This window comes from Vreelandella arcis (genome assembly GCF_900103865.1).
GTDB lineage: Bacteria > Pseudomonadota > Gammaproteobacteria > Pseudomonadales > Halomonadaceae > Vreelandella > Vreelandella arcis.
On sequence record NZ_FNII01000005.1, the window covers coordinates 247309 to 261476 of the forward strand.

The 14168-nt window shown below is 58.8% G+C and carries 13 protein-coding genes; 2 read left to right on the forward strand and 11 right to left on the reverse strand.

Annotation, left to right across the window (positions count from 1 at the left end):
• Positions 1 to 216: 216 nt before the first annotated feature.
• Entirely contained in the window at positions 217 to 636 is a 420-nt protein-coding gene (locus BLR97_RS07965; protein WP_089704600.1) for a MerR family transcriptional regulator, read from the forward strand.
• Positions 633 to 3173, forward strand: a complete 2541-nt coding sequence (locus tag BLR97_RS07970) for a heavy metal translocating P-type ATPase (protein ID WP_089704602.1) — start codon at positions 633 to 635, stop codon at positions 3171 to 3173. The genes BLR97_RS07965 and BLR97_RS07970 overlap by 4 nt, the downstream gene beginning before the upstream one ends.
• A gap of 74 nt (positions 3174 to 3247) precedes the next feature.
• On the opposite strand, the gene BLR97_RS07975 is transcribed toward BLR97_RS07970, so the two are convergent.
• The 11 genes from BLR97_RS07975 to ffh all read right to left on the reverse strand — a co-directional run bounded on the left by BLR97_RS07975 (position 3248) and on the right by ffh (position 14142).
• Positions 3248 to 3877 carry a YitT family protein gene (locus BLR97_RS07975; protein WP_089704780.1) on the reverse strand — a complete coding sequence of 210 codons (630 nt, stop codon included), beginning with the start codon at positions 3875 to 3877 and terminating at the stop codon, positions 3248 to 3250.
• A 71-nt stretch (positions 3878 to 3948) separates the two neighbouring features.
• Entirely contained in the window at positions 3949 to 5766 is a 1818-nt protein-coding gene (locus BLR97_RS07980) for a single-stranded-DNA-specific exonuclease RecJ (protein WP_089704605.1), read from the reverse strand.
• A gap of 5 nt (positions 5767 to 5771) precedes the next feature.
• Positions 5772 to 7160 (reverse strand): threonine synthase, encoded by a 1389-nt coding sequence (gene thrC, locus BLR97_RS07985; protein ID WP_089704609.1) that lies wholly within the window; start codon positions 7158 to 7160, stop codon positions 5772 to 5774.
• Positions 7161 to 7168: 8 nt separating this feature from the next.
• On the reverse strand, positions 7169 to 8485 hold the full coding sequence (locus BLR97_RS07990; protein WP_089704612.1) for a homoserine dehydrogenase: 1317 nt from the start codon (positions 8483 to 8485) through the stop codon (positions 7169 to 7171).
• Positions 8486 to 8555: 70 nt separating this feature from the next.
• Positions 8556 to 9359 (reverse strand): DsbC family protein, encoded by an 804-nt coding sequence (locus tag BLR97_RS07995; protein WP_089704615.1) that lies wholly within the window; start codon positions 9357 to 9359, stop codon positions 8556 to 8558.
• Positions 9334 to 10215 carry a site-specific tyrosine recombinase XerD gene (gene xerD, locus BLR97_RS08000; RefSeq protein WP_089704618.1) on the reverse strand — a complete coding sequence of 294 codons (882 nt, stop codon included), beginning with the start codon at positions 10213 to 10215 and terminating at the stop codon, positions 9334 to 9336. Before xerD ends, BLR97_RS07995 begins: the two co-directional genes overlap by 26 nt.
• A gap of 102 nt (positions 10216 to 10317) precedes the next feature.
• Positions 10318 to 10674 (reverse strand): 50S ribosomal protein L19, encoded by a 357-nt coding sequence (gene rplS / locus BLR97_RS08005; protein ID WP_089704621.1) that lies wholly within the window; start codon positions 10672 to 10674, stop codon positions 10318 to 10320.
• Positions 10675 to 10828: 154 nt separating this feature from the next.
• Positions 10829 to 11605, reverse strand: a complete 777-nt coding sequence (trmD, locus tag BLR97_RS08010; RefSeq protein WP_089704783.1) for a tRNA (guanosine(37)-N1)-methyltransferase TrmD — start codon at positions 11603 to 11605, stop codon at positions 10829 to 10831.
• Between the two features lie 47 nt (positions 11606 to 11652).
• A complete protein-coding gene (gene rimM, locus BLR97_RS08015) occupies positions 11653 to 12198 on the reverse strand; it encodes a ribosome maturation factor RimM (protein ID WP_089704624.1) in 546 nt (181 codons plus the stop codon).
• Between the two features lie 45 nt (positions 12199 to 12243).
• A complete protein-coding gene (gene rpsP, locus BLR97_RS08020; RefSeq protein WP_007111767.1) occupies positions 12244 to 12492 on the reverse strand; it encodes a 30S ribosomal protein S16 in 249 nt (82 codons plus the stop codon).
• 228 nt (positions 12493 to 12720) lie between these two features.
• The gene (ffh, locus tag BLR97_RS08025) at positions 12721 to 14142 is read right to left on the reverse strand and encodes a signal recognition particle protein (RefSeq protein ID WP_089704629.1); all 1422 of its coding nucleotides are present in this window, start codon (positions 14140 to 14142) and stop codon (positions 12721 to 12723) included.
• Positions 14143 to 14168 lie beyond the last annotated feature (26 nt).

Below are 14168 nucleotides of genomic sequence, written 5' to 3' on the forward strand. Positions count from 1 at the left end.
TACTTTTTTTGTACACGTCAGTTTTGGCCGAAAAGCGTGTTTCATTCAAGGGCAAACGAGCGTTTTATTTTATTTTTAGCTTATACATTAGTCGCACGACCGTTTTAAATCATTGTTTTAGGCCTTTGGCCTCTTTTTGCGTTCACGCTTGACCTTTGTGTAACCCATAGGTTTTAGACTGCGTAGCATGATCAATACACATCTTGGAACTACACAATGAAAGTCAGCGAGCTGGCGAAACGTGGTGGCGTTACCCCCGAAACGGTACGCCATTACACCCGGGAGCTACTCTTAGCGCCCACACGACATCCTGAAAACGGCTACCAGCTATACTCAGCGACGGATCTTGAACGGCTGCACTTTATACAGCGCGCGCGCAAGCTCGGGTTTAGCGTGGCCGAGATTCGCGACATTCTCGCCCATGCCGACCAAGGCGATTCCCCCTGCCCAATGGTGCGCGACCTGCTGGCGAACCGGTTGCCGCAAATTCGTGCGCAAATCCAAGAGCTTGAGGCGCTTGCCCAACGTATGGAACAAGCCTTGGAGAGCTGGCAGCACATGCCCGACGGCACACCGGACGGGCACAGCCTGTGTCGCCTGATCGAGAGCTTTCCCGAGGAGCAGGAGACCCCATGAGTCAACACACCCTGACGCGCACAGTCCCCGGCATGAACTGCCAAGGCTGCGTAAAACGCATGCGCGACGCGATCCAACAGCAAGATAGCCACGCCGACGTGGTCGGCACGCCTGGGGAAAAACATCTTGAGGTAACCACCACGCTGGACGACGCCACCCTCGACCAAACGCTGGAAAGCGCGGGCTACCCACCCGGCGAGCGGCCCGAGGAAGCGCCGACTAAAGATGAAAACCGCAACGACACCGCTTCTCAGCCAGCGCAAAGTGCGCAAACTAAAAGCGCGAGCCCCGGCAGTCGTCAGCAAATCCGCCTGGCGATTAGCGGCATGACCTGCGCCAGCTGTGTGAAAAGCGTTCAAAAAGCCCTAGAGAACACCGCAGGCGTTGAAACCGCCAGCGTTAATTTTGGTACGCACGCCGCACAAGTCGTTGGTAATGCCGACGAACGCGCCTTGATAGCGGCGGTGGAATCGGTTGGCTATGGGGCTGAGCCGATTGTCGATATGCGCGAGGCGGAGAAAACCCGCGCCGAGCAGGAAGCGCGCGACTACAAGCGGCGCTTGAAAGGCAGCGCTTGGTCGTTGGCGCTTGCCATTCCGTTGATGCTCAGCATGTTTGTCTACCACCCTCATCCAGAGGGAACTGGTCGTTTATTCTGGCTGGTCATCGGGCTTTTGACGCTGGGCATCCTGGCGTTTCCCGGCCGCCATTTTTTTGTCAACGCGTGGAAAAACCTCAAGCACCATCAAGCCAATATGGACACACTGGTGGCCATGGGCACCGGCACTGCCTGGCTCTACTCGATGGCGGTGGTGCTGTTTGCCCCCTGGCTACCCGAGGTGGCTCACGGCATTTACTTTGAAGCCTCGGCCATGGTGATCGGCTTGATTTTGCTGGGCAATGCGATGGAACTGCGCGCCCGGGGCCGCACCAGCGATGCATTAAAGCGCCTTTTGGATCTGCAAAGCCGCACCGCCCGAGTGATCCGCGACGGCGAAGAGCGTGAAGTTGAGATTGACGCCGTGCGCGAGGGCGACCAGATCCGCGTTCGCCCCGGCGAGCGTCTGCCGGTGGATGGCGAGGTCATGGAAGGCTCAAGCCATATCGATGAATCCATGCTGACCGGCGAGCCCGAACCGGTGAAAAAAGCCCAAGGCGATGACGTCAGCGCTGGCACGGTGAACGGCAAAGGCGGCTTGGTTTACCAGGCGACCCGCGTGGGTGCCGACACTCGCCTGGGCCAAATCACCGAACAGGTGGCCAGCGCGCAAAATTCGCGCCCACCGATTGGCGAGCTGGCCGATAAAGTGTCCAGCATTTTTGTCCCCTCAGTGATGATCATCGCCGTGCTCACGGCACTGGTGTGGTTCAATTTCGGTGCCGAGCCACGCGTCATTCACATGCTGGTGACTGCTACCACCGTGCTAATTATCGCCTGCCCCTGCGCGCTGGGCCTGGCCACACCGATTTCCACCATGATTGGCGTCGGCAAGGCCGCCGAACACGGCGTACTGGTGAGAAACGGCGATGCACTGCAAACCGCCAGCAAACTGACCACGCTGGTGGTGGACAAGACCGGTACGCTCACCGAAGGTAAGCCCCGCGTCACCGAGGCGGAGGTATTAAGCGACGATACCCCACAAACACTGGGCTACATCGCCGCCTTGGAGCGCGGCTCCGAGCACCCGCTTGCCGCGGCGCTAATGGCCTATGCCGACGAACACGACGCTGAGCCTACTGAGATCCGCGACTTCGATAGCGTCACCGGTGGCGGGGTGAAAGCACAAACCACTGACGGCCAATCACTACTGCTGGGCAATGCGCGCCTGATGGAAGACGCCGGCGTCGATCTTTCCGCAAGCCAGGACAACGCCCGCGCGCTGGAAGAAAAAGGCCGCACGCTGGTGTATTTTGCCCTGGACGGCAAATTGGCGGCGCTCTTTGGCATCAGCGACCCGCTGCGTGACGACGCCGTTGACGCCGTCAAGCGGCTGCAAGCCGACGGTTTGAATGTCGTCATGCTGACCGGTGACAACCCCCACACAGCCGCGGCCATTGCGCGCCAAGTGGGTATTGACGATTATCGCGCCGGGCTGCTTCCTGAAGATAAACATGCTGACATCGAGCGGCGCCAAAACGCAGGCGAAGTGGTGGGTATGGTCGGCGACGGGATTAACGACGCCCCAGCGCTAGCCCGCGCCCATGTAGGCTTCGCGATTGGTCAGGGCACCGACGTGGCCATCGAGAGCGCCGGTATGACGCTGATGCGCGGCTCGTTGCATGGCGTGGCCGATGCCATCGAAATCAGTCGCGCCACGCTGCGCAACATTAAGCAGAACCTGGTCGGCGCCTTTGGCTACAACGTGCTGTGTATTCCCATCGCCGCCGGGGTGCTTTACCCCATCACCGGCACGCTGCTTTCGCCGATGATCGCCGGGGCGGCAATGTCGCTGTCCTCCATCACTGTAGTCAGCAACGCCAACCGCTTACGTCTATGGAAAGCTAATGCCACAAAATCACAAGGAGGCAACTCATGAGCCTACTGGTCAATCTTGCCGGGCTCGGCCTTATCGCCGCTATTGTGTGGTGGTTCTGGCTTGGCTGAACGTTTCTAACTAACGCCGATATAACGTCCTGGCTTATGATTCAGAGCAATCATCAGGTTGAGCGTCAGCGCGCCCAGCACCGAGTAACCCACGCGGTCGAGCGGTAGCTGGGTCAGCGCTACCAGCAGAATAAGCCCGTCGATGCCTAGCTGCACATAGCCTGCCCGCAGGCCGTGCTTATCTTGCAGGTAGAGTGCCAGGATATTAATACCGCCCAGGCTAGTGCGGTGGCGGAACAGCATCAGCATGCCGATGCCCATCAAGGCTCCACCCATCAGTGCCGCGTATAGCGACGGCACGGCGGCAAACTCGACCCACCCCTGGGTCAGCTCGGAAAACAGCGATACAAGGCCAATGGCCGCAAAGGTACGCAAGGTAAAACTCCACCCCATGCGTTTTATCGCCAGGTAATAAAACGGCAGGTTAATGGCGAAAAACCACACCCCAAACCCCCACCCGGTGACACTGCTCGTCACATAGCTGAGTAATAGCGCCAGCCCGGCGGTACTACCGGTCAGCAGCACGGCGTGGGTGTAAAAGGTTACCCCGAGCGCGACGAAAAACGTGCCCAAGAGCATCGCCATGACATCCTCATAGGGTTTATGAGGGTCGGTAGGGAGGTCTTCCATGCGCATCGCACAACGTCCTGTTTTATTAAGAAATACGCTAATAGGCGCAAGGCTATCCAACGGTTGTTGGGCCAGCATTAAATAGCGCTGGCGTGCTCCACCATCAACTGCAACGAATCACGCCCCCGCCAGCGGTTGCGATTGAGCTTGTAGGCGCAGTGCAGCGTATCGCCCACGCTAAACGCGGGCAGCTCGCCCGGCGTTAAGGCACGGAACCAGATGGCTTTGCAGGTCACAGCACCCATGGAAAGCTCCATCATCAAATGCGCGCCGTCCGCGCCCACGGGGCGCAGCGCTTCAACGATAAAACGACCTTCAAACAGCGGCGGGTCGAATTCGCGACCATAGGGGCCAAGCGCTTCGATATCGGCAAGCGTCGCAAGCGACAGCTGCGCCGTGGATAGCTCGCCATCCGTCCAGAGACGCGGATAAAGCTCTCGCCCTTCCAACTGCTCACCCACCGCCTGCAGAAACGCCGCTTTAAAGGCATCAAGCTGCTCGCGTGGCACGCCCACGCCAGCAGCCCCGCTATGGCCACCAAAGCGGGGCAGCGCTTCAGGCGCAAGCTCGAAGGTACGTTGTAAGGCGTCACGCAGGTGCAACCCGTCAATGGATCGCCCCGAACCGGTCAACATATTGGGAGCCGCCGCCTGGGTAAGCACCAACGCCGGGCGGCCATAGGCCTGCACCAGACGTGAAGCGACGATGCCCTGTACGCCGGGATGGCCATCTTCCAGCAAAACCACCACCGCCGGCTCATCAGCGTCCAGCGCACTGACGGCGAGGCGCCGCGCCTCTTCGGCCATGTCCGCCTCAATGGCTTTGCGAGACTGGTTGTCTTGATCCAGCACCTCTAATTGCCGATTAGCCACGCCATCGTTTTCGGCCAACATGTAGTGTAGCGCCGCGTAGGGGTCGTCCAGCCGTGAGCGGGCATTAATTCTTGGCCCCATTTGGAACGCCAGCGTTTCGGCGTTAAACGGTACGCTGTCTGCCCCTAAGCGCGTGGCCATGGCGCGCCAGCAGGCGGCGTCCATGCGGTTAATCAGCGTAAGGCCGTGATTGACCACGGCGCGGTTGGCAGGGCTTCCGCCCAGCGACACACAATCAGCCACCGTGCCCAGCGCTACGTAGGAAAGCCAAGGCGACAGTTTGGGCGTTGTCTCGGAAAGCGCGCCCCACTCGATCAGCACGCCGCGGGCGAGTGACATCAAAAGCCAGGCCACCATGCACCCGGCGATGGTTTTATCCGGGTAGTCGCAATCCGAGCGGGTAGGGTTAACGCAGGCATAAGCAGAAGACGGCGGCCCTTCGAGGGGCAAGGCGTGGTGGTCGCTGACGACCACGTCGATGCCCGCCGCCTTTAAGCGCGCGATACGCGGCTCATCGCTGCTGCCGCAGTCGGCGGTGATGACCAACGACGGCAGCGGCTTTAGATTTAGGGTGCGCTCGACCAGCGGCAGGCTGATCCCGTAGCCGTCGTGAATACGGTGGCCAATCAAGCTGTGCAGTTTGTGCTCCGGCACGCCAAATAGCTCTACCAACGTTCGCCGGATCACCACGTGGGAGGTAATGCCGTCCACGTCGTAATCGGTCAAAATGCCAATTGACTCACCTTCGGCGACCGCTTGGGCAATACGCTCGGCGGCGCGCTGACCATCGGCCAGCTTTTGCGGATGCGCCAGATAGCGAAGGCTGGGCGACACCAGCGGTGCCAGCTCTCCCTGATACCCAGGTAAGCGCGAGGCCAGCAGGCGCGCCTGAAGCTCATTTAAGCCTTCCGCCTGGGCACGCGCATACACCGCCTCGTCCAGCGGACGAGGCTCTAGCCGGGGGGAGCTGGCATGCTGCAGTGGCGCGGAGTGCCTGTCGGGCACATCTGTTACCTCAGACATACGCCTTAGCGCCGGTTGTCAGCGACGAACTGCTGTACAGCACTCAGCTCGGCGGGCAACACCGTATAGCGCTCCTCGCGCTCCAGCAGGTCGTCCATGTGAGTCGGCAGCGGCACTCCCTGGAATCCGGCTTTCACCACCGCTTCGGCAAACTTGGCCGGGTGAGCCGTCGCCAGGGTAATCACCGGGGTAGATTGATCGGCCCGGGCACGTTCGGCGGCCCGGTAACCGGTCGCCGTGTGCGGGTCGAGAATTTCGCCGGTACGGTGATGGGCTTCGCGAATCACCTCCAGGATTGTCGCGTCGTCGACGCTGTGGCTTGCGAACTTCTCGCGCAGCTTGGCCAGCGGCGCATCGGCCAGCGCCGTCGGCTCCTGCTGAAAACGCTCAAGCAGTGCCGCTACGGCGGCGCCATCCTGGTCGTACGCATCAAACAGCAGACGCTCGAAGTTCGACGACACGACAATGTCCATGGACGGCGCAAGCGTGGCCGCCAGCTCTTTCTTGGAGAAATCGTTCGCGGCCAGGGTGCGGTGCAGAATATCGTTGGCGTTGGTGGCAATGATGAACTGCTTAACCGGTAGGCCCATTTTGTAGGCCATATAGCCCGCAAAGACATTACCGAAGTTAGCTGACGGCACGCAGAAGCTGACCTCGCGCTGCGGCGCGCCCAGGGCGACACCAGCGGCCACGTAGTAAACGATCTGCGCCATAATCCGCGCCCAGTTGATCGAGTTCACCGCCACCAGCCGTGTGCCTTTCAGAAAATCCTGATTGGCGAAACTCGCCTTGACCATCGCCTGGGCATCATCAAAGTTGCCCTCGATGGCAATATTGAACACGTTGTTGGCCAGCACCGAGGTCATCTGGCGGCGCTGTACTTCCGATACACGGTTGTGCGGGTGCAGGATAAAAATATCCAGATTGTCGCAGTGACGACAGCCTTCAATCGCTGCCGACCCGGTATCGCCGGAGGTCGCGCCCATGATCACGGCACGCTCGCCGCGTTTCTGCAGGAAGTGGTCGAGCAAGCGACCCAGCAGCTGCAGGGCGACGTCCTTGAATGCCAGGGTCGGGCCATGGAACTGCTCGAGCAGAAAGTGGCTAGCGTCCAGCTGTTTGAGCGGCAGCACGGCGTCGTGGTTAAACGTCGCGTAGGCGTCGGTCACAATCTGGCGGAAGGTGTCATCGTCTATCTCACCGTTTACGAACGGCTTCATCACGCGAAAGGCGATCTCCGCGTAGGAAAGCCCGGCCATGTCAGTCAGGTCTTCTTTCGAGAACGACGGCAGCGTTTCCGGCACGTAAAGACCGCCGTCGCTGGCCATGCCGGTCAACACCACCTCTTCAAAGGAGAGCGCGGGCGCTTGCCCACGCGTGCTGATATAGCGCATGCGGTTAATTACTCCCCTTCGTCCAGGCTTTCCACACGAATGCGGGTCACCGGGCCGGCGATATCCGCCATGGCTTCGATTTCACGAATCGCTTCGTTCATCTGCTTCTCTTTGGTGCGATGGGTCAGCAGAATGATCGGCACCAGCTCGCCTTCGGTGGCTTCTTTCTGAATCAGCGCCTCGATCGACATGCCCTGCTCAGCAAGAATTGTCGCCACGCGGGCCAGCACGCCCGGCCGGTCGACCGCCAGCAGGCGCAGATAATAGGCCGTGGTGATATCTTCCATGGGCATGATCGGCAGCTGGCTGACGTCTTCGTCGATGCCGCTGAAGGCCAGGTAAGGCACCCGGTAGTGATGGTCGGTGGTGATGTCGCGCGCTACATCCAGCACATCGGCCACTACGGCCGAGGCCGTTGGTTCCGCGCCTGCACCAGCCCCATAGTAGAGCGTTGGCCCCACGGCATCGCCCATCACCGCAATGGCATTCTTAACGCCGTGAACGTTAGCCAGCAGGCGCTCTTTGGGGATCAGCGTGGGGTGCACCCGCAGCTCTAGCCCATGATCGGTTCGCTTGGAAATACCCAAATGCTTGATCACATAGCCGAGGTTGTCGGCTTGCTCGACGTCTTCCGCGGTAATCCGCGAAATGCCTTCGGTGAAGGCCTTCTCAAACTGGAGCGGCACGCCGTAGGCGATCGAGGCGAGAATCGTCAGTTTATGCGCGGCGTCGATACCCTCAACATCAAAGGTCGGGTCGGATTCGGCATAACCTAGCGCTTGGGCTTCAGCGAGCACGTCTTCAAAGGCGCGGCCTTCGTCACGCATATGGGTCAGAATGTAGTTGCCGGTACCGTTGATGATACCCGCCACCCACTCGATACGGTTGGCCCCTAGGCCTTCGCGCAGCGATTTAATCACCGGAATACCACCGGCCACGGCGGCTTCAAAGGCGACGATCACGCCTTTTTCGTGGGCCGCCTTGAAAATTTCGTTGCCGTGAACAGCAATCAACGCCTTGTTGGCGGTCACTACATGCTTGCCGTTAGCAATCGCGGTGAGTACCAACTCACGGGCAGTATCGTAGCCGCCAATCAGTTCAACCAGCACGTCCACGTTAGGGTTAGTGGCCACCTCAAAAACGTCCGAGGTGGCATTAATACCGGTAATGTCGCAATCGGGGTGAATGCTGCGGTGACCTACCTGCTCAATCACAATCGGGCGGCCTGCACGACGTGCAATATCTTCAGCGTTTCGCGTTAGCACGTTAAACGTACCGCCACCGACGGTTCCTAGCCCACAAATGCCTACTCTTACCGGTTTCAAAATACTTCCCCTTTTATGTTGTGCACCGAGCGGTGCAGTGTCTCAGCGTGCTCGTTATGGATCAATCGGCCTAGGCGTCATTCAGCTCTAGCATTTGCATCATGCGATCCGGCGGTACGAAGCCGGGCACCATCCGCCCATTGGGCAGGATAATCGCTGGCGTGCCTTGCACCCCCAGCGTACGGCCCAATTCGTACTGCTCCGCCACTGGGTTGTCGCAGTTGCCCGAACTGGGGAGCGTTTCACCCCGCTTCGCGCGAGACATAGCCTCGCTGGGGTTATCCGCACACCATACGCGTTGCAGCGTCCTACCGGCGTCGGCATTCATGCCACTACGCGGGAATGCCAGATAATGCACCGCGACGCCACGTTCGTTAAGCTCCGGTACGGTTTCGTGCAGCTTGGCACAATAAGGGCAGCTTGGGTCGGTAAACACCACGATTGTCGCTTTGGGCGTTTCTTCACCGCGAAATATCACCCGGTCGCTTTCCGGTATGGCAGCGATGGCGTCTGCCCGTTCTTGGTTGCGCGACTGCTCGGTCAGGTTCACCAGACCACTATCGGCGTTTTCATACAGATCGCCAACCAGAAAATGACTGCCGTCGGCATTCGAGTAAAAGGTTTCCCCGTTGTCTAGACGCACATAATAAATGCCTTCCATCGGCGTTTCACGCACGTCGTCAACCGGCATGGCCTGTCCGTTGACGCGCAACGTGTCGCGAAGCTCATCGGCCGCACTATTGGCCTGTGCCACCATGGGTAATATCGAACTGATCAGCAGCCAGCCCATCAGTCTGCGCGGTTTACTCATAAACGTCGTGTGTTCTATGCCTCGGCGCATAATGCCCTCAACCTCTTGGGTGATGTTCAGCATGCAGGCTTTCCAAGCGAGCCTGGGCCACATGCGTGTAAATTTGCGTGGTGGATAAGTCACTGTGACCTAACAGCAACTGTACGACTCGTAAATTGGCCCCATGATTCAATAAATGCGTCGCGAAGGCATGGCGCAGCGTATGCGGTGAAAGCGGACGTGAAATACCCGCGGTGATAGCGTGCGCCTTAATGCGGTGCCAAAAGGTTTGCCGCGTCATCGCTTTATCGCCACGGCCGGGAAACAGGGCCGGTCGGGTAGGATCCTGCATCAATGCCGGCCGGGCCGTCTTCATATAGCGAGCCAGCCAATCGGCGGCCTCTTCACCCATCGGCACCAGACGATCTTTGTCGCCTTTACCCCGCACGCGGACAACCCCTTGGCGCAAATTCACCGCATCCCCGGTGAGCCCCACCAACTCCGACACGCGCAACCCGCAGGCGTACAGCAGCTCTAACATGGTGCGATCGCGCACACCCAACGGGGTATCCAGCGCCGGGGCCTGCAGCAAGCGCTCCACCTCGTCTTCTTCCAAGGTGTTCGGTAGACCAGGTTGTACACGGGGCAGGCGTACCTCGGCCAACGGGTCACTCGTCACATGGCCGTTAGCCCGTGCCCAACGATAAAAGCTGCGTAGACTCGATAGCACTCGGGCGTTACTGCGCAGTTGGTAACCCGCTTCACGACGACTGGTTAACCACGCATTAAAACGCTCTGACGACGGCGATAGCAGTGACTCATCATGTGTTTCCAGGTGCTGCTGCCAGGCATTCAGATCGCGTCGATAAGCCGCTAACGTATGCTCACTGGCCCCATGCTCAAGCCAAAGGGCATCCAAAAAAGCATCAATAACACGCATACGCAAGCCGCCTGTTAGGTTCGTTATAAACAAAACCCCGCCCCGCAGAGCGGTGACGGGGTTTTGGTACCCAGGCGCAAGCGCCTGTGGAAAAGGCTCGCCTTAAGCCAGCTTTTCCTTGATACGTGCCGATTTGCCGCTGCGCTCGCGCAGGTAGTAAAGCTTGGCTTGGCGCACGTCACCGCGACGCTTGACTTCAAGAGAGTCAACCAGCGGGCTGTAAGTCTGGAAGGTACGCTCGACGCCAACACCGTGAGAAATTTTACGCACGGTGAATGCGGAGTTCAGACCACGGTTACGCTTACCAATAACGACGCCTTCAAACGCCTGCAAACGCTCACGGTTACCTTCTTTCACTTTGACCTGAACGACGATGGTGTCGCCCGGTGCAAAGTTCGGCACCTCTTTGGACATTTGCTCGGTTTCGAGCGCCTGGATCACTTTGCTTTTACTGCTCATTATCATACTCCTAAATAACGTGGTGGCTAAACCGCTCAGTCATGGAAGGCGGTCGCCGTGATCCCGGCGCTCAATACGAGCGACGCGGGAGTCGTTATGGGTGACACAGGTGCGCAGGCTTATCGCCGTTGTCGCCCTGCACCGCCGCCCTGGCCTACTTCGTTTTATTCGGCAAAGAGGACAGAGCGTATTCCTCGATAAACTCGTTTAGCAGCTGTTGCTGATCGGCCTTTAGCGCGCGCCCTTCCAGCAAATCCGGGCGTCGTTGCCACGTACGACCTAACGACTGCTTCAACCGCCAGCGCTTGATCGCGGCATGATTACCGCTCAGCAGCACATCCGGCACCTGGCGTCCGTCGATAACTTCCGGACGGGTGTAGTGCGGACAGTCTAACAGACCGTCGTTAAACGAGTCTTCGATAGCGGAATCCTGGTGCCCCAATACCCCGGGAACCAGCCTTGCCGCTGCATCAATTAACACCATGGCGGGCAGCTCACCACCGCTTAGCACATAGTCGCCAATCGACCATTCTTCATCGATGTCACTTTCCACCACCCGCTCGTCGATACCTTCATAACGCCCGGCGACCACGACCAGAGGGCCTTTGGAGGCCAGTGTCTTCACGCCTTGCTGATCCAACTTACGCCCCTGGGGGGATAGATAGATCACGGTCGGCGTTTGGCCTGTGGCGTGGTGCGCCTGCTGGCGGGCAGCAAAGATCGCCGCTCGCAAGGTATCAACTTTCATCAGCATGCCTGGCCCACCGCCGTATGGGCGGTCGTCCACGCTACGATGACGGTCGGTGGCATAATCGCGCGGATTCCAGAACGCGAGTTCAATCAGCTGTTTATCAATTGCTCGACCGACCACTCCCTGCTGGGTCAGTGCGTCGAACATTTCGGGAAACAGCGAGACGACGCCGATCCACATCGCTGGGGTTGCACTTTCGTTTTCGCTCTCCGGCCCGTGTTCACTGTTCAAAACTCAGGATCCCAGTCAACGACCATGCGGCCGTCTTCAAGGTTGATTTCGACAATGACATCGCCCGGCATAAACGGCAGCAACCGCTCGCGCTGGTCGATCGCATCAACATCACCGCGTACCACCATGACATCGTTGGCGCCGGTTTCGAACAGATAACTGACCCGTCCTAACCGTTCGCCGGCCTGAGTGAAAACCGCTAAGCCTTCAAGCTCATGCCAATAATACTCATCGTCAGAAAGCTCAGGAAGGGCGGCTTTGGGCATCAAAATGTCCGCTTGAGCCAATGCCTCGGCTGCACTGCGGTCATCAATGCCTTTCAGCTGTGCCACAAGACCCTTGCCTTGCCGACGGCCCTGAACAATGGTCATTTGCGTTAGGCTGTCGCCTTGGCGCACCCACCATTCGGGGTAATCCAAAATGCTGTCGATAGGGCTGGTATAAGAATATACCTTCAGCCAGCCTTTCACCCCGTGGGGGCTTGTGAGCTTGCCGAGCACCACATGTGTGTCGTCAGTTTGGCTTGATTCAAAACGCGTCATTGACGACCTCGACGTACAACAGCACTTGCCACATCGCGAACAAGCTTAGGCCTGCTTACGTGCTTCTTTTACCAGCTCAGCAACGCGACCCGACAGCTGGGCACCTTGGCTCTGCCAGTGCACAACACGATCCAGATCAACGCGCAGACGCTCTTCTTGACCGCGTGCAACGGGGTTGAAGAAACCGATGCGCTCAATGAAACGACCGTCGCGGGCGTTACGTGAGTCAGTCACGGTTAGGTGGTAAAAGGGACGCTTTTTGGCGCCACCACGTGCCAAACGAATGGTAACCATACGATAACTATCCTTCGGTTGAGGTTACGAGAGTGAGCAATAGCGGCTATCGCTACCGGAAAACACTCCTCATACTATATAAAAAGCCCCTATGGCAGGCGTTTGCCGCATTATGGCCAACACCCACGCAAGAAGACGCCGCATTCTACGCAAATGCGCTCGGCTTGGAAAGCCTGGCCGCCAGAAAACTATTAGGCCGTCAAGCTTACCAGCTGGCGACATTGCCAATTAACGCCTGGGCAATCCACCGGGACCGCCCATTCCGCCCATGCCACCTGGGCCGCCGGGCCCACCTGGACCACCACCGCCGCCCATCATGCCGGACATGCCACGCATCATTTTTTGCATACCGCCTTTTTTACCGGCTTTCTTCATCATTTTCTGCATCTGCTTATGCTGCTTGAGCAGACGATTCAGATCCGGCACCTGCAGCCCCGCGCCCGCGGCGATACGGCGCTTGCGAGAGCCGTTGATGATCTCGGGCTTATGGCGTTCTTTGGGGGTCATGGAGTTAATCAGCGCTTCTAGCTTACCCAGCTCTTTCTCGGGGCCGGGCCCTTGCGCCATATCCGCCATTTGTCCCATGCCCGGCAGCTTGCCGAGCAAGCCACCCATACCGCCCATTTTCTTGAGCTGCTGCAACTGCTCGCGAAAGTCTTCTAAATCGAAACCGTCGCCTTTCTTAACCTTCTTCGCCAGTTGATCGGCTTTAGACTTATCGACCGTACGCTCGGCTTCTTCGATCAGCGACAGCATGTCGCCCATGCCCAAAATCCGCGAGGCTACACGGTCAGGGTGGAAGGGCTCTAAGGCGTCAACCTTCTCCCCCACACCCATGAACTTGATCGGTTTGCCGGTAATATGACGCACGGAAAGCGCAGCACCACCCCGCGCATCACCGTCGGCTTTGGTCAGAATCACCCCGGTCAACGGCAGCGCATCATGGAAAGCCTTCGCCGTATTGACGGCATCTTGACCTGTCATGGCATCGACGACGAACAGCGTTTCGTCGGGCGACACGGCTTTGTGAAGCCCTTGAATCTCCGCCATCATCGCTTCGTCGATCGCCAGGCGGCCGGCAGTATCGATCAGGACGACGTCATGAAACTGAATCTTGGCGTGCTTGATCGCGGCTTCGGCAATGTCCACGGGCGCTTGATCAGAGCGAGAGGGAAAGAAGTCGACCTCTACCTCTTTGGCCAGCATTTCCAGCTGGTCAATCGCCGCAGGGCGGTAAACGTCTGCCGACACCACCAAGACTTTTTTCTTTTCGCGCTCGCGCAGGTAGCGGGCCAGTTTGGCCACCGAGGTGGTTTTACCCGCCCCTTGTAAACCCGCCATAAGCACCACGGCCGGGGAGCTCTTTAACGTCAGCCCCTCGTTTGCCTCGCCCATGGTGGCTTCCAGCTCTTGCTGGACGATTTTGACGAACTGCTGCCCGGGCGAGAGGCTTTTGGATACCTCCTGCCCCACAGCCCGCTCGCGTACCCGCTCGACAAAGTCCTTGACCACCGGCAGCGCTACGTCTGCCTCAAGCAGCGCACGGCGAACTTCGCGCAGGGTATCTTTAACGTTATCTTCGGTCAGGCGCGCCTGACCTTTAATCGATTTTAGCGTCTGGGAAAGACGCTCACTAAGACTCGAAAACATGGGGCCTCTCTGCCTCCGTCGCTGTC